Below are 14,757 nucleotides of genomic sequence, written 5' to 3'. Positions count from 1 at the left end.
TGGGTGGGATAACCGCACATCCGCGACGTGCGGTGACACTCCGTCAGCGAACCGTCGCTCGGAGGGAGTCGGGCCGGCTACTCGTGCTCCGTCCGCTCCAGGCCCGCGCGCCGCGCCGCGGAGTGCAGGGCCTTGAGGGCGACCAGCAGGAACCCGATGTCGTCCAGGTAGATGGGGTCGGGCAGCAGGTCGACCGGCGAGATCGTGTAGATCACCGCGGTCCAGAACAGCGCCTTGTCGCGCAGCGGGACGCCCGCGTCGGCGAGCAGCCGCCGGGCCTTGAACACCCGCACGAGCAGCACAGCGGCGGCCACCAGCATCGCGAGGGCGGCGACCGCCGCCAGCACGAGCCAGGTGTTCGTGTCCATACGTCTCCTCCGTGCCCCGCCCGCGGCCCGGGTGCGCCGGGCCGTCCGTCACGCGATCATGGAGCCCGGATCCCGGCCCGCACAAGGAGGACGGTTCGTGCTCATCTATGTGGCGATGATCCTGGGGGCGGTCAGCGTGGTCTGCACGGGTCTCACCGCGCGCCGGCTCGCGACGGACCGGCCGGCGCTGACGCCGCCGGTCACCGCGCTGTGCACCGCCGTGCTGTCGGTCGGGCTGATGCTGGCCGCGGCCTACACCGGCCGGTGAGCGCCGCGGCCGGTCAGTCCACCGTCCGCCCGTCCTCCTCCACCAGGTGCACGGCGGCCTCCTCGGCCGACGCGGCGCCGCCGCCGAAGCCCACGTCCAGGGCGACCATGTCCTTCTCGGCGTCCTCGTGGGCACCCTCGTCGAGGGCGACGAGGCGTCCCGCCCGCGCGGCCCCGACCTCCGCGTCCACGGGCTCCCCGGTGCCGCCGGGCAGGTCGCCGATGCCGTCGCCGGGCTCCGCGCCGGACTCCAGTGCCTCGTACTCCTCGACGGCGGGGTCCGGGCGCTCCTCGGCCAGCCGTTCGTCGAGGGTCTCGCCGCGCAGCCGCTCGGCCGCCGTGGTGCCGCTGTGCTCGACGCCCAGCGGCCGCTCGGGAGGCGACCAGCCCTCGTCGTACGGGTCGACCCCGCGGTCGTAGAGGGTGTCCTCCACCTCGAGGATGCCCTCGTCCTCATGGGCGTCCGGATCACCCGGCTGATACACCTCGTCACCCATGGCCGTCACATCGCTGGACTCGGTCATCCGGTGTGTCCTCCTTCCGGGTCCCCGTTGCTTTCCGTGCCTGTCGCTTATCCAGTCTGCGCCCGATCACGCCCCCCGGCCGTACGCGAACGGGCTTGCGGGCGCGCGGGCGCGAGGATGCGTGCCCGGGGCCCGGCTGTCCTGTCGAAGCCGCCGGTTCGGGGACAGGCACGTACCCCATGGGGTGGGGATGCCGTGCGGGCCCTTAGGTGATCTTGCCGGGCGGGAACACCTCGGGTGTCCGTCTTCCGGGCCGCCCGGTCCGGGAGCTCCGTCCGTCAGTCCTCTCGCGGAACGAGGTCGTCGCATGCGCCGCACCGGATTCCTGTCCGTGTCCCTCTCCCTGGCCGCCTCCCTGGCCGCGCTTCCCGCGCTGGTCGTCGCCCCCGCGGGCACGGCGGCCGGCGACGGCGCGCTCACCGTCACCGCCCCGGCCACGGGCTCCGTGCACCGCGCGGGCGCCAGTGTCTTCGTGACCTGGCGCAACTCCACCGGCCAGGAGCTGGACATGTGGCTCGTGCACGGGGGCGACGGCCGGGTGATACGGCTCGCGGCGAAGCTGAGCGACGCGCCGGAGGGGGAGACCACCACGGTGCTGCCGATCGTCGTGAACGGCGACGGCTACACGATCGAGCTGGCGGCGCGGGCGGGTGGCGCCCGCGCCGCCAGCGGCTCGTTCTCGGTGGCCCCGCGGCTGCGCGCGGCGCGCTGACACCGGCCGGGGCCCCGGCCGGACCCGTCAGGGCGTCCGTGCGACGTCGTGCCGGACGGTCCCGGCGCCGGCCTCGACGGTGACGAGTTCGGCGCGGGGCGCGTGCCGCTCGCCGGAGACGACCAGGGTGTGGGTGCCGGGCGGGAGCGTCTCCACCGTGTAGGCGCCGTGGTGCACCTGCGCCTTGGCGAGGCGCTTGCCGCGGGCGCTGATCACGGTGATCCAGGCGGGGCAGCCCTCGGGGTGGCGGTCGCAGCGCACGGTCCCGGTGAGCCGGGCGGGGCCGGTGGTCCGGGGGCGCGTCTGCGGTTCGCCCCAGGCCGCCATCAGCGCGCGGGTGGTGCGCTGCATCGGCGTACTGGCGGCGGCCGTGCGGCCGGGCGCCGCGACGGGCAGGCCGGCCTGCTCGGCGTAGGCGGCGAGCGCCTCGTCCAGGGCGGCGATCTCACGCAGGGCCGTCCGCAGTCGGTCGGCGCGGGGGCCGGGCGCGGCGGGCGCGAGTTCCGTCTCCAGTTCGCGGACCAGGGGGCCGACCCGGCGCCAGGCGCCCTCGGGCTCGCCGGTCGCGTAGAACCGGTCGAGTTCCTTGAGGGACGCGGTGAGGGTCTGGGTCACGAGGCGGGCGCGTTCGGCCAGCCGCGGGGGCAGGTCGACGTCGATGTCGGCGGCCGCGGCGAGGGAGCGGGCGTGCCCGGTCGCGGTGGCGAGCAGGGCCGCCCGGTGGTCGGCGGCCGGGCCGCGCACGCCGAGCGGCATCCGCACCAGGGGCCGGACGAGGCCCTGCACCTGGAGCAGGGCGGCGTCCACGGCGCGGGCCGCGCCGCGCAGCCGCACCGGCGCGTCGGGGGTGTCCCAGCGCCGCTCGACCTGCTGGACGACCTGGGCGAGGGCGTCGACGTAGCCGCGTTCGGCCTCCTTGACGACGGTGCGGCGCGAGAGCGGGAAGATCAGTGCGGCGCAGGCGGTGGCGACGAGGATGCCGATGCCGTTGTCCAGGATCCGCTCCCCCAGCAGGTGCTCCATGCCGCTGTCGGGAGTGGTCAGGCCGTAGAGCTGGGTGAGGGCGACGACGAGGCCGACGACCCAGCAGGCGTACGCGCGCTGGATGCCCCAGGCGCCGAGCGAGAGCCCGGCGACGATGACGGCGAGCGTGGCGTAGACGTGGTCGCGGCCGACGAGGTGGAGCAGGACGATGCCGAGGACGGCGCCGACGACCGTGCCGATCATGCGGTGGGCGAACTTGCGCAGCCGTTCGTGCGTGGTGTTGGTGCCGAACAGCGTGATCATCACGCCGACCAGGCCCCAGTAGAAGCGGCGCGGGTCGATGGCGTCGGCGATGGGGCAGACGATGGCGGCGGCGATCGCGGCGTGCGCGGGGACGCGGATGTACGGGACGGCGCGCCGCCAGCCGGTCCCGGAACCGGCGGCGAGGACGCGCCGGGCCGGTCCGGCGGAGCCGGGGAGGCGGTCGTTCTCCAGGGCGACGGTCGGCTGGAAGGGCACGTCGGCGGGGTCGGCGCAGGTGCGCCGGCCGAGGGCGAGCCAGTCGCCGAGGGCGTCCGCGAGGGTGTCGAGGAGGTCGCCGGTCCGGCGGGCGAGGACGGCGGCCTCGACGGCGTCGGGGGTCGCGGTGGCGTCGCGCAGGATCGCCCCGGCCCGTTCCTGGATGTGGGCGGCGGCGGGGCGCAGTCCCTCGGCGCGGCCGAGCGGGGTGTCGCGGGCCAGGACGAGACCGACGGCGAGGGCCTCGCGCAGGGGTGCGGGCACGGGCAGCCGGGTGAGGTCGGCGGCGGCCTGGCCGATGCCGCGCAGTGCGAGTTCGGCGTCGAAGAGGTGGCGGTGCAGGAGTTCCGCGGCGGCCGGGTCGGCGGCGACCTCGGGCTGGGCGAGCCGGCCGTCGATGGTGACGGTGGTGATGTTGAGGCGGCGCAGGGCGCGGGTCATCCGGCGTACGGCCCGCTGCTGGTCGGCGTCGGGGTCGAGGGCGTCGACGGCGGCGTCGGCGACCCGGCGGGCCTCGACGACGAAGGCGCGCTGGGTGCGCAGCAGGTCCTCGCGCGGCATCGGGAAGCAGAGCAGCAGCCGGGTCGCGAGCACGGCGGCCGCGGCGACCAGGGCGACGGCGAAGGCCTTGCCGACGAGGGAGGCGGGGATCCCGGCGAGCATGCCGACCATCAGGCCGTTAAACAGCATCATGCCGGTGATCAGCGCGAACGGGCCGAACCTGGCGAGGAAGAAGGTGAGGGCGAGCGCGGCGACCATGAGGGACATCTGCGCGGTGCGCCGCCCGTCGAGGCTCGCGCACACCCAGAGCACCGCGCTGTAGGGGAACGGCATCCACAGAATGACGCGGGCCAGGCGGTCCCAGGTGTTCTCGGCGACCGCGAAGGCGCTCATCAGGCCCATCATGCCGGCGACCATCATGCCGATCATGGCCGGGATGTCGAGCGCTCCGGCCGTCCAGTAGCCGACGGCGAGGGAGGTGACCATGGCGACCAGCGATCGCCAGCCGGACTGGAGCTGGCCGAGTCCGGGGTCGGCGGCGAGGACCCAGTCCCACCAGCGGCGCGGGCCGGCGACCCGGTGCGGGGCGAGGTCCGCGACCGTGCCGGGCTCGGTGGTGGCGGACTGGTCAGGCAGGGTGCCCGGGGTGGTCAACTGGCCTCCGTCTCAACGGTCTTCACGGGTGCGTTCTGGGCGATCAGGGCGTCCAGCAGGGGGGTGATCGCGGTGCGGGCGGCGGCGACCGCGCGCGCGGACCGCTCGATGTCCCCGGCCCCGCCGTCGAGTGCGGTGAGCAGGGCGGCGGCCATCCGCTGCCGCCCCCGCTCCAGCAGGGCGCGTCCGGCGGCGCTGAGCGAGGTCTCCACGGCCCGCCGGTCGTCCTCGCAGCGGCGCCGCTCGACGAGTCCGGCCTCCTGCAACTGTTGCAGCAGGACGGTGACGCGGGGCTGGGCCATGCCGGTGCGCGCGGCGAGCGCGGTCACCCGGCTCGGCGCCTCCTCCAGCGCGTCGAGCACGGCGATCTGGCTGCGGGTGAGGCCGAACTCCCCTGCCCTGAAGAGGATCTGGGAGAGCTGGGCGATCCCCCGCAGGAGCCCTCGGGCGGCGCCTTCGATGCGCCGCGCGCCGACGACGTCGGCCGGATCGGCGTCCGGGCCGCCGGCAGTACCGGCCGGCCCCTCAGATAGATGCATATAGAAAGAATATACATGCCTTCTACATTTACTCGGTGCCGGGTGCATCCCGATGTCGCGTGGGGCCGGGGGGACGTAGCGTGACGGGCATGTGCTGGAGTGCGACGGCGGATCTGGTGGCGGGCGGTGCGATCGCCGCGGTGGGGGTGGCCTGTGTGGCCCGCGCGGCGCGCACCCGGCGCCGCGCCCTGCCGCTGGCCGCCCTCCCGCTGCTCCTCGGGGCGCACCAGCTCATCGAGGCGCTGGTCTGGCACGCCGGGGGCGGCACCGGCCCCGCCACCCTGGCGTGGGCGGTGATCGCGCTCCCGTTGCTGCCGCTGTGGGTGCCGGTGGGCGTGTGCTGCGCCGCCCCGCGCGGCGCGCGCCGCCGGCTCGCGCTGCCGCTCGCGTCGGGCGTCGTCACGTCGGCGGTCCTCGCCCACCTCCTGGCGACGAGCACGGTCACCGCCGAGGTGCGCGGCCACACCATGGGGTACGCGATCGGACTGCCGCACGCCCCGTGGCTGCTCGCCGGGTACCTGCTCGCGACGATCGGGGCGCTGCTGCTGTCCGGTGAGCCGGGTCTGGTCCTGCTCGGCGTGCTGGCCGGGGCGGGCGCCGCCCTCTGTGCGGCGCTGTGGCGCTGGGAGTTCATCTCGACGTGGTGCGCCTGCGCCGCCGTCTGCTCGGTGGTCCTCTACGGGTGGCTGCGCGGCGCCGGCCGGACCCGGCGGCCCGCGCTCAGCTGAAGCTGCGCCGGTACGCCTGCGGGCTGACACCGGTGGTGCGCTTGAACCGGTCGCGGAAGGCCGTCGGGGAACCGAAGCCGACCTGCGCCGCGATCCGCTCGACCGGGTGCCCGGTGGTCTCCAGGAGGTGCTGGGCGCGGCGGATGCGCGCCCGGTGCAGCCATTGCAGCGGTGTGGTGCCGGTCTGTTCGCGGAACCGGCGCATCAGGGTGCGGGTGCTGATCCCGGCGCGGTCGGCGATGTCGGCGAGGGCCAGATCGCGGCTCAGGTTGTCCTGGAGCCAGGTGAGCAGCGGCTCGAAGGAGGAGCCCTGCGGGGCGGGCGGCTGCGCGTGCACGATGAACTGGGCCTGCCCGCCCTCGCGCTCCAGCGGCATGACGGACAGCCGGGCGGCGTCGGCCGCGACCGCCGAGCCGTAGTCGCGCCGGATCATGTGCAGGCACAGATCGAGTCCGGCGGCGGCGCCCGCTGAGGTGAGGAACTGCCCGTTGTCGACGTAGAGCACGTCCGGGTCGACGTCGATCAGGGGGTGCGCGGCGGCGAGCGCGTCGGCGGCGATCCAGTGGGTGGTGGCGCGCAGCCCGTCGAGCAGGCCGGTCGCCGCGAGCGGGAAGGTGCCCGCGCAGATCGAGGCGATCCGGGTGCCGTCCGCCGCGGCCGCCCGCAGCGCGTCGCGCACGGCGGGCGGGAGCGGCGCCAGCGGCGTTGCGGTCCCGGGCACGATGACCGTGTCGGCGCCGGTCAGTCCGTCGAGTCCCCACGGCGCCCGGATGCGGAAGGCGCCGGCGTCGACCTCGGGCGCCTCGGCGCAGACCCGCACCTGGTAGCCGGGCCTGCCGTCGGGCAGCCGGGTGCGGGCGAACACCTCGATGGGGGTGGCCAGGTCGAAGGGGATCACCTGGTCAAGGGCGAGCAGGGCGACGGTGTGCATGGCGGGAACATACCCCGCCGCCGAGAAGACGCCATGCCGATTCCCGCGCTACTCGCCTGGCAGGGGCCGTGCACAGGTGCTGGCGGTATTCCGGTGGAAGGTGTCGGTAATGCCACTGGGGTGACGATCACCCGCTGGTTAGCGTCGGGGACGGCGCCCGGTGCGGACCGGGCGCCGTCCCCCAGGAAGCACCACGAAGGGCCCGCCCCCATGCACGTACAGATCGTCCTGTTCGACGGCTTCGACCCGCTCGACGTCATCGGCCCCTTCGAGGTGCTGCACGCCGGGGGCGCCGCGTCGCACGGCGCGGTGAGCGTCGAGCTGGTCGCGGCCGAAGGGCCCCGGGAGGTGGTCGGCGGGACCGGCGGGCTCGCGCTGCGGGCCACCGCCGCCCTCGATCCCGCACGCCCCGGCGTCGTCCTGGTGCCGGGCGCCGCGGGCCGAGTCGGCGCGCCGGACGCGGAGCCGGACCCGGAGGCGGCCGTGCCGACGATCCCGGTGCTCCTCGGCCGCACGCTCACCACCGGGCTGCCCGCGCTCCTGAAAGCCGTCCTGGACAACCCGGACACGACGCTCGCCACGGTGTGCGGCGGCGCGCTCGTCCCCGCCATGGCGGGACTCCTCGAAGGGCGCCACGTCACCACCCACCACCTGGGCCTGGACCTGCTGGACGCCACCGGGGCACACGCCGTGCGCGCCCGGGTCGTCGACGACGGGGACCTCGTCTCCGGCGCCGCCGTCACCTCGGGCCTCGACCTCGGCCTGTACCTGCTGGAGCGCGAGCTGGGCCCGCGGATCGCCCACGCGGTCGAGGACCTGTTCGCGTACGAGCGGCGCGGCACGGTGTGGCACGCGCGCGGCCCCGAGCCCGCCGCCTTCTGAGCCCGCCGCCCTGCTCCCCCTCCAACACACCCACCACACCCACCACACCCACCACATGAGGAACGACCGAATGAACCGCATGTCCGCCGCCGGGACCTGGGACCTGGCCGTCTCCACCCCGATCGGAACCGTCACAGCCGTCGTCGAACTCCAGGACACCGGGGACGGGTTGACCGGCGTGGCGCACGGCGCCGGGGAGGAGGTGCCGCTCGCGGACGTCGCGCTCGACGGCGACCGGCTCACCTGGCGGCAGGCCGTCACCAGGCCGCTGCGGCTGAACCTCACGTTCGCCGTGACCGTCGACGGCGACACCCTCACCGGAACGTCCCGGGCCGGACGGCTGCCCGCGTCGAAGGTCGCCGGCAGCCGCCGCGCGCCCGCCCCGGCGGACGGCGCCCGCTCATGACGAAGGTGCTGCTCATCCTGCACGTGCTGGCCGCCGTCCTGGCCGTGGGGCCGGTCGCCGTGGCCGCGAGCATGTTCCCCGCGGCGCTGCGGACGGCGCCCCGGGCGGAGGACACCGGCGCGACGCTGCGCGTCATGCACCGGATCTGCCGGGTGTACGCGGGGGTCGGCCTCGCGGTGCCGGTGTTCGGGTTCGCCACGGCGAGCAGTCTCGGGGTCCTCGGCAGCGCGTGGCTGATCGTCTCCATCGCGCTGACCGCCGCCGCCGCGGCCGTCCTCATCGTGGGCATCCTGCCCGGCCAGGAGGTGGCCCTGGCCGCCGCCGAGGAACCGGGACCGGGGACGGACGCGGACGCGCGGGGAGCGGCGGCGGGACGGCTCGCCATGGTCACGGGCGTGTTCAACCTGCTGTGGGCGACGGTGACGATCCTGATGATCGTCCGGCCCGGATCCACCACCGGAGGGTGACCGGAACGGAGCCGCGCGGCAGCGTAGTTGAACGGCCGTCGAACACTGGACGAAGGTCGGCGCCGGACTGCCCCGGGCCGCGGGGGGACTCCGTACCGTCGTCGCATGGGACGGCTGGACATCATCTTCACGGTCGCTGGCCTGGTGCTCGGCGTCCTCTCCATGGCGACGCCGTTCCTCGCGGACCTGCGCGCACGGCGCAGCAGGCGCATCGGCTTCCGCAAGCAGATGGACATCGCCATAGGGCACAACGCACCGCCCCACGCGTCGGATCCGCGGCTCGGGCTCTTCAACGACGTGCCCGCGATGCGCGACGCGACGCTCGTGCTGCTGCGCATCGAGAACGACGGCACCCGGCACGTCGAGGAGTCCGACTACATCCACTCCCCGCGGGAGTACGGGCTGACCGCCGAGTTCCCCGGGCGGCGCATCGCGGCGCAGGACGTGACGCTGCCGCCCGGACACGCCAACCTGATGGGCTACTTCGAGGACGAGCCGGGCCTGCGCGTGGTGGGCTCCAGCACCCTGCTGATCCCCCGCGTCCCGCTGCGGCCCGGCGCGTTCTACAAGATCCTCGTACTGCTGACGGGCGGCGAGGAGGGCGGCCCGGTGACGGTCACCGGCGACGTGCGCGACGGCAGTCTGCACGAGAACCACAGCCTCACCCCGGACGAGAAGCCGCCGGTGTTCAGCAGGCGGGCCCGCTGGACGACCGTCGTGCTCGGCCTCTGCCTCATCGCCTCGGTCACCTTCCCGCTGCTGCTGCCGTCCGCGCTGCCCGCCGACTGCGAGACCGGGACGCTCCGGCTGACCGGCTCCACCGCGTTCGCGCCGGTCCTGGACGAGCTGGCGCGGAAGTACCGGGACCACTGCCAGGACCGGCCGGTCATCACGGTCGCCGCCTACGGCAGCCGCACCGGGGTGCGCGAACTCGCCCTCTCCGGTGGCGGGCCCCAGCGGGGCACGGGCGTCATCGCCTTCTCGGACGGGCCGCGCCCGGCGAGCTACACCGGGCTCAGCGAGAGCCGCGTCGCGGTCTCGCTGTTCACGCTCGTCGTGCACGACGACGTCCGCGTGCGGAACCTCTCCGTGGCCGACGTGCGCCGCATCTACCGCGGCGAGGTCCGCGACTGGTCGCAGGTCGGCGGGCCCCGCCTGCCGATCGTGCTCGTCAGCCGCGGCTCCGGCTCGGGCACCCGCTCCGCGCTGACCCGCCGCGTCCTCGGCGGCACGGACGAGCCGCCGGCCACCTCGGACGACTGCGTCGGGCGCACCGTGCGCGCCACGTCACCGGTCCTGCGCTGCGAACTCGACTCCACCGAGCAGGTCCTCCAGGCGGTGGCGCGCACCCCGGGCGCCCTCGGCTACAGCGAGTTGCGCGCCGCCTCGCCGCCGGACGCGCCGCACGGCCTGCACCGGGTGACGCTGGACGGCCGGGCCCCCGACCCGGACCGGCTCGACCGGGACGGCTACCCCTACCGCGAGATCGAGTACGCCTACACCTACGGCCGTCCGCCGGCCGACTCGCTGGCCTCCAGCTTCCTGTCGTACGCGGTCGACAACGGCACCGGCAAAGGCGTGGTCGCCGCGCACGGGCACCTGCCGTGCGGGACGCCGGTCGGGCTGCGGGTGTGCGGCGAGGACGACTGACCGAAGGCCGCACCCTACGGCCCCGACGACGGACCCGACGGACCCGACGGACCGGTCCCGCCAGGACATCGGTCACGGCCCGAACGTACAATTTGTGGGTATTTCGGGCGCTCGGCCCGCACGTCCCGCTGCGGGCGTCCCGGACAGCGAGGTGACGTCATGACCCGGACCACAGCGGCGGCCGTGTGCGTGTGCGTGAGTGTGCTCTGCGCGACTCCGGCGTTCGCCGACGGCGGCGCGGCCTCGGACCTCTCCGCGCGGCAGCTGGCCGACGACGCGAAGAAGGAACTCCTGGACGCCACATCCCTGCACCTCACCGTGGCCAACCGGTCGGACACCGGGCGCGACGTCCGCACTCCGGCCCTGTTCGATCTGCGGCTCGACCGGGACGGCAACTGCGCCGGTTCGCTGCGGATGGGCGTCGGCGGGGCCGACGGCGGCTCGGTCGACCTCGTCAAACGCGGCGACCAGGTGTGGCTGAAGCCGGACGACACCTTCTGGAAGACGCAGGTCGGCGGCGGTTCCGGCACGCTGGCGGCGCAGTTGTTCGACGGCAAGTACGTGCACGGCACCACCGACGACGAGATGCTCAAGAGCTTCGCCGACACGTGCGACCTCGACGCGTTCCGCGGCCGGCTCGACAGCGGCTCCGCCCACTCGGCGCAGCGGAAACTCTCCAAGGGGGACGCGACGGAGGTCGACGGCACCGGGGTCGTCCCGCTGACCGGCCGCGACAAGGGCAGCACCCTCACGATGTACGTCACCGCGGACGCGCCGCACCGCCTGGTGAAGGCGACGGAGAAGGGCGGCGGGCAGAATCTGACGATGACCCTGGCCGACTACGACAAGCCGGTCCCGTCGGCGACGCCGTCCGCGAGCGAGTCCGTCGACATCTCGAAGCTCGACGACGTGAACCCGAACGCGACGCCGCCGCAGGCGTAGCCCCGCGGTCCGGTCGACGTCGCCCCGGCGGTGCGCCCCGGCGGTGTGTGCCCTAGCGGTGCGGCCCGTCCTTCGGGTAGCGGACGAACAGGATGCCGTGCACCTCTCCGTGGGGCGCGCCGTAGACGTGGGGGACGTCGGCGGGCCACTGGGCGTGCGCGCCGGGGCCCGCCGTCCGCGGGGCGTGCGGGAGGCCGACCAGCGCGGTCCCGGAGAGCACCATCAGACTCTCGGTGGTGCGCGGGGCGTGGGCGGCCGACTCCTGCGTGGCGCCGTCGGCGATGGTGACGCGGAAGACGTCGGTGGCGGCCTCCTCGTCCTCGTACCGCTCGACGAGGACCGCCGTGACGGCGCTGCCGGAGACGCCCGCGGCGCTCGCGCGCCCGGTGGAGGGCGGGTCGTCCAGGACGGCGCTGAGCGGGCGGCCCAGCACGGTGGTCAGCGCGTACAGGGTCTCCAGGGTGGGATTGCGGCGGCCGCCCTCCAGCTCGGAGAGCGTGCCCTTGCCGACGCCCGAGCGGCGGGCGAGTTCCGACAGGGAGAGGTCCGCGCCCTGGCGCAACTCCTTGAGCCTGCGCCCCACTTCGTCGTTCAGGCCCACCGCCCCGCCTCCCGTCCGCAGTCGATCGCGCGGGCGACCCGTACCCGGTTGACGGGCCGTCGTCCGCGTCTCTAGTGTTCCACAAACGGAACGTTCTGTTTATGGAACGACCGCGGTGCCCCGCCGCGCCCGTCCGACGTACGCCCCCGGAAGTGGATCCCGCATGCCCTCGTCCTCCCTCTCCCGCCTCGCCCGCGTCCGCGCGCTCGCGCCGCCGTCGGCCGTCGCCGCGGGGCTCATCGCCGTCCTGGTCGGCGTGACGAGCTCCGCCGCGCTCGTCTTCACCGCCGCGCGGGCCGCCGGGGCCGATGCCCGGGAGACGTCCTCGTGGATGCTGGCGATCGGCGTCGGCGTGGCCGTGACCGCGATCGGGCTCTCGCTGCGGTTCCGGGCGCCGGTGGTCACCGCCTGGTCGACCCCGGGCGCGGCGCTCCTGGCGACCGGCCTGACGGGCGTGTCGATGGCGCAGGCCGTGGGCGCCTTCGTCTTCAGCGCCGCCCTGATGGTCGTCAGCGGGGTGACGGGCTGGTTCGCGAAGGCCATGGACCGCATACCGGTGCCGTTGGCGTCGGCGCTGCTCGCCGGGGTGCTGCTCCACTTCGGCACCGGTCTCTTCGCCTCGATGGACGGCAGCTTCGCGATCGCCTTCCCGGTGTTCGCCCTGTACCTGGCGGCCCGTCGCCTGCTGCCCCGGTACGCGGTCCTCGTCGCGCTGGGCGGCGGTGTCGTCGCGTCCGTCCTGGCGGGCGGCTGGCACCTGGAGAGGATCCGCCTGTCGCTGGCGCAGCCGGTGTTCACGGCGCCGTCCTTCGACTGGAAGGTGCTGATCAGCGTCGGCGTACCGCTGTTCGTCGTGACGATGGCCTCGCAGAACCTGCCGGGTGTCGCGGTGCTGCGCGCGGCCGGCTACCAGGTGCCGGTGTCGCCGATGATGACGTGGATCGGCGCCGTCACGGCCGTGCTCGCGCCCTTCGGCGCGTTCGGGCTGAACCTGGCGGCGATCACCGCCGCGATCTGCACCGGCGAGGAGGCGCACCCCGACCGGGAGCGGCGCTATCTCGCGGCGGTGTGGTCCGGCGTCTTCTACCTGTGCGTGGGGCTGCTCGGCGCCACGGTGGTGTCCCTGCTCGCGGCGATGCCGCACGCGCTCGTCATGGCGGTGGCCGGGGTCGGGCTGCTGGCCACGATCGAGGCGTCCCTCGCCGCGGCGCTCGCCGACCCCTCGGCGCGCGAGGCGGCGGCGGTGACGTTCCTCGCCACCGCCTCCGGCGTCACCCTCCTCGGGATCGGCTCGACGTTCTGGGGGCTGCTCGCCGGAGCCCTGACCAGCCTCGTCACCTCGGCCCGCCGCGCCGGGACACCGGGCGCTCCGGTCACCGCCCGACCGGCCGCCGACCCGCGCACAGCGCGGCGAACCGCGCCGTGACCACCGACCACGCCGCGACCGCCGCGCCCTCGTCGGCCAGCGCACGGGCGTGCAGCCGCTCCCGGTCGATGCCCCGCGCCGCGAGCGGGGCGGGGTCCCAGGCGGCGATCCGGTCCGCCTCGGCCTCCGGGTGGAACTGCACGCCCCACGCCCGCTCCCCCACCCGGAACGCCTGGTAGGGGCACGCGTCACTGGACGCCAACCACACGGCGCCCGGCGGCAGTTCGGTGATCGCGTCGACGTGCCGCTCGATCGCGGGGACCACCGGGCCGAGCCCGTGCAGCAGCGGGTCGGCGGTCGCCTCGGGGCGCAGCCGCACGGAGACGCTGCCGTACTCGGGCGTGCCGTGCTCGGCCCGCACGGTGCCGCCCGCGACCTGCGCGAGCAGCTGGCCGCCGAGGCAGATCCCGAGGAGCGGGCTGCCGTCGTCGAGCGCCTGGGCGACCAGGCGCCGGGTCGCCGGGAGCCAGGGGGCCCGTGCGTCGTCGTCGGGCAGGTAGTCGCCGCCGAGGACCAGCAGCGGGCGCCCGCCGAGCGTCGCGGGCAGCTCCTCCCCCGCGTAGGCCCGTATCACCCGGACGTCGAGTCCGGCCCCGGCCAGCCAGGTGCCGACGCGGCGCGGGCCGCCGTCCGGGATGTGCTGCACCACGAGGACGGCGCCGTTCTCGTCCCTGCCCACCATGCGCGACTCCTCCACGTCCTTCGCCCGCCGGGTCCGGACGCAGCAGATCAAGACGTGGCGCCTCGCGTCAACGGCCCGTGCCCGCCCCTACGCTGCCCCCATGCCCGCCACACCCGCCGTCACCGCCACCCGCTTCACCGGCTCGCCCGCCACCGCCGAACACCGCCTCTCCCCCCACCTCACGGAGGTCACGCTCGCCGACGGGCGGGTGGTGATGGTGAAGAGGGCGGACGGTCCGGGGGCCGTGCGGGCGGAGGCGGCGGGGCTGCGCTGGCTGGCCGCGGCGGACGCGGTGCGGGTGCCGACGGTGCACGGCCACGACGACACCTGGCTGGTCACCGACCGGGTCGCGCCGGGGCGGGCGGACGCCGGGGGCGCCGAGCGGTTCGGCCGCGAGCTGGCCGCGCTGCACGCCGCCGGGGCCCCGGCCTTCGGGGCGGCGCCGCCGGACGGCCCCGCGGAGGCGTACATCGGGCTCGCGCCGATGCGCAACGCGCCGGGCGGCACCTGGCCGGACTGGTTCGCCGAGCAGCGGGTGCTGCCCTACGCGCGCCGGGCCGTGGACGCCGGGACCCTGCGCCCCGACGAGGCCCGGGTGATCGAGCGGGTCTGCGCGCTGCTGCCCGCCCTCGCGGGCCCGGCCGAGCCGCCCGCCCGGCTGCACGGCGACCTGTGGAACGGCAATGTGCTGTGGGACGGCGCGGGCGCCGCCTGGCTGATCGACCCGGCCGCGCACGGCGGGCACCGGGAGAGCGACCTCGCGATGCTGGACCTGTTCGGTGCGCCGCACCTCGACCGGATCCTGGCGGGCTACCAGCGGGCGGCCCCGCTCGCCGACGGCTGGCGGGAGCGCGTCCCGCTGCACCAGCTCTTCCCGCTCCTGGTGCACGCGGTGCTCTTCGGCCGCGGCTACGCCGAGCGGGCCGTGGCCGTGGCACGCGGCCAACTCACGTAGTGACTCTATGAACTGACAC

17 protein-coding genes are annotated in these 14,757 nt (G+C 75.3%); 10 read left to right on the top strand and 7 right to left on the bottom strand.

Features of this window, described 5'->3' with window-relative positions; genetic code table 11:
- Positions 1-77 precede the first annotated feature (77 nt).
- Positions 78-368, bottom strand: a complete 291-nt coding sequence (locus tag ACIP5K_RS27445; protein WP_401413693.1) for a YkvA family protein — start codon at positions 366-368, stop codon at positions 78-80.
- 97 nt (positions 369-465) lie between these two features.
- Between ACIP5K_RS27445 and ACIP5K_RS27440 the strand changes: the two genes are divergently transcribed.
- Positions 466-636 (top strand): hypothetical protein, encoded by a 171-nt coding sequence (locus ACIP5K_RS27440; RefSeq protein ID WP_401413691.1) that lies wholly within the window; start codon positions 466-468, stop codon positions 634-636.
- 13 nt (positions 637-649) lie between these two features.
- Here the strand turns inward: ACIP5K_RS27440 and ACIP5K_RS27435 are convergent, their stop codons facing one another.
- A complete protein-coding gene (locus tag ACIP5K_RS27435; RefSeq protein WP_401413689.1) occupies positions 650-1,159 on the bottom strand; it encodes a DUF5709 domain-containing protein in 510 nt (169 codons plus the stop codon).
- Positions 1,160-1,466: 307 nt separating this feature from the next.
- Between ACIP5K_RS27435 and ACIP5K_RS27430 the strand changes: the two genes are divergently transcribed.
- A complete protein-coding gene (locus ACIP5K_RS27430; RefSeq protein WP_401413688.1) occupies positions 1,467-1,871 on the top strand; it encodes a hypothetical protein in 405 nt (134 codons plus the stop codon).
- Between the two features lie 27 nt (positions 1,872-1,898).
- Here ACIP5K_RS27430 and ACIP5K_RS27425 read toward each other — a convergent pair whose 3' ends face one another.
- Both ACIP5K_RS27425 and ACIP5K_RS27420 read right to left on the bottom strand, forming a co-directional pair.
- The gene (locus tag ACIP5K_RS27425; protein WP_401413686.1) at positions 1,899-4,529 is read right to left on the bottom strand and encodes an FUSC family protein; all 2,631 of its coding nucleotides are present in this window, start codon (positions 4,527-4,529) and stop codon (positions 1,899-1,901) included.
- Positions 4,526-5,068 (bottom strand): MarR family winged helix-turn-helix transcriptional regulator, encoded by a 543-nt coding sequence (locus tag ACIP5K_RS27420; protein WP_401413684.1) that lies wholly within the window; start codon positions 5,066-5,068, stop codon positions 4,526-4,528. The genes ACIP5K_RS27425 and ACIP5K_RS27420 overlap by 4 nt, the downstream gene beginning before the upstream one ends.
- An 89-nt stretch (positions 5,069-5,157) precedes the next feature.
- On the opposite strand from ACIP5K_RS27420, the gene ACIP5K_RS27415 reads away from it, so the two are divergent.
- Positions 5,158-5,796, top strand: a complete 639-nt coding sequence (locus tag ACIP5K_RS27415) for a DUF6629 family protein (protein WP_401413682.1) — start codon at positions 5,158-5,160, stop codon at positions 5,794-5,796.
- Here the strand turns inward: ACIP5K_RS27415 and ACIP5K_RS27410 are convergent.
- Positions 5,789-6,727: a GlxA family transcriptional regulator gene (locus tag ACIP5K_RS27410; protein ID WP_401413680.1), complete on the bottom strand. Its 939-nt coding sequence runs from the start codon at positions 6,725-6,727 to the stop codon at positions 5,789-5,791. The genes ACIP5K_RS27415 and ACIP5K_RS27410 overlap by 8 nt on opposite strands.
- A 210-nt stretch (positions 6,728-6,937) precedes the next feature.
- Between ACIP5K_RS27410 and ACIP5K_RS27405 the strand changes: the two genes are divergently transcribed.
- From ACIP5K_RS27405 to ACIP5K_RS27385, 5 genes are all read left to right on the top strand, one after another.
- Positions 6,938-7,609, top strand: a complete 672-nt coding sequence (locus ACIP5K_RS27405; protein ID WP_401413678.1) for a DJ-1/PfpI family protein — start codon at positions 6,938-6,940, stop codon at positions 7,607-7,609.
- A 79-nt stretch (positions 7,610-7,688) separates the two neighbouring features.
- Positions 7,689-8,015, top strand: a complete 327-nt coding sequence (locus ACIP5K_RS27400; protein WP_401413886.1) for a hypothetical protein — start codon at positions 7,689-7,691, stop codon at positions 8,013-8,015.
- Positions 8,012-8,482: a DUF2269 family protein gene (locus tag ACIP5K_RS27395; RefSeq protein ID WP_401413676.1), complete on the top strand. Its 471-nt coding sequence runs from the start codon at positions 8,012-8,014 to the stop codon at positions 8,480-8,482. Before ACIP5K_RS27400 ends, ACIP5K_RS27395 begins: the two co-directional genes overlap by 4 nt.
- A 105-nt stretch (positions 8,483-8,587) precedes the next feature.
- Complete coding sequence (locus ACIP5K_RS27390; RefSeq protein WP_401413674.1) at positions 8,588-10,132, top strand: PstS family phosphate ABC transporter substrate-binding protein; 1,545 nt, start codon at positions 8,588-8,590, stop codon at positions 10,130-10,132.
- Positions 10,133-10,291: 159 nt separating this feature from the next.
- Entirely contained in the window at positions 10,292-11,074 is a 783-nt protein-coding gene (locus tag ACIP5K_RS27385; protein WP_401413672.1) for a hypothetical protein, read from the top strand.
- A gap of 52 nt (positions 11,075-11,126) precedes the next feature.
- Here ACIP5K_RS27385 and ACIP5K_RS27380 read toward each other — a convergent pair whose 3' ends face one another.
- Complete coding sequence (locus ACIP5K_RS27380; RefSeq protein ID WP_401413670.1) at positions 11,127-11,675, bottom strand: helix-turn-helix domain-containing protein; 549 nt, start codon at positions 11,673-11,675, stop codon at positions 11,127-11,129.
- A 163-nt stretch (positions 11,676-11,838) separates the two neighbouring features.
- On the opposite strand from ACIP5K_RS27380, the gene ACIP5K_RS27375 reads away from it, so the two are divergent.
- Positions 11,839-13,101 (top strand): benzoate/H(+) symporter BenE family transporter, encoded by a 1,263-nt coding sequence (locus ACIP5K_RS27375; RefSeq protein WP_401413668.1) that lies wholly within the window; start codon positions 11,839-11,841, stop codon positions 13,099-13,101.
- Here ACIP5K_RS27375 and ACIP5K_RS27370 read toward each other — a convergent pair.
- A complete protein-coding gene (locus tag ACIP5K_RS27370) occupies positions 13,049-13,783 on the bottom strand; it encodes a type 1 glutamine amidotransferase (RefSeq protein WP_401413666.1) in 735 nt (244 codons plus the stop codon). The genes ACIP5K_RS27375 and ACIP5K_RS27370 overlap by 53 nt on opposite strands.
- Positions 13,784-13,883: 100 nt before the next feature.
- Between ACIP5K_RS27370 and ACIP5K_RS27365 the strand changes: the two genes are divergently transcribed.
- Positions 13,884-14,738 carry a fructosamine kinase family protein gene (locus ACIP5K_RS27365; protein WP_401413664.1) on the top strand — a complete coding sequence of 285 codons (855 nt, stop codon included), beginning with the start codon at positions 13,884-13,886 and terminating at the stop codon, positions 14,736-14,738.
- The last annotated feature ends 19 nt before the right edge of the window (positions 14,739-14,757 follow it).

This window comes from Streptomyces sp. NPDC088785 (assembly GCF_044750685.1).
GTDB lineage: Bacteria > Actinomycetota > Actinomycetes > Streptomycetales > Streptomycetaceae > Streptomyces.
Note: the sequence above shows the minus strand (reverse complement) of the source record. Positions and strands in the feature narration are given on the sequence as shown.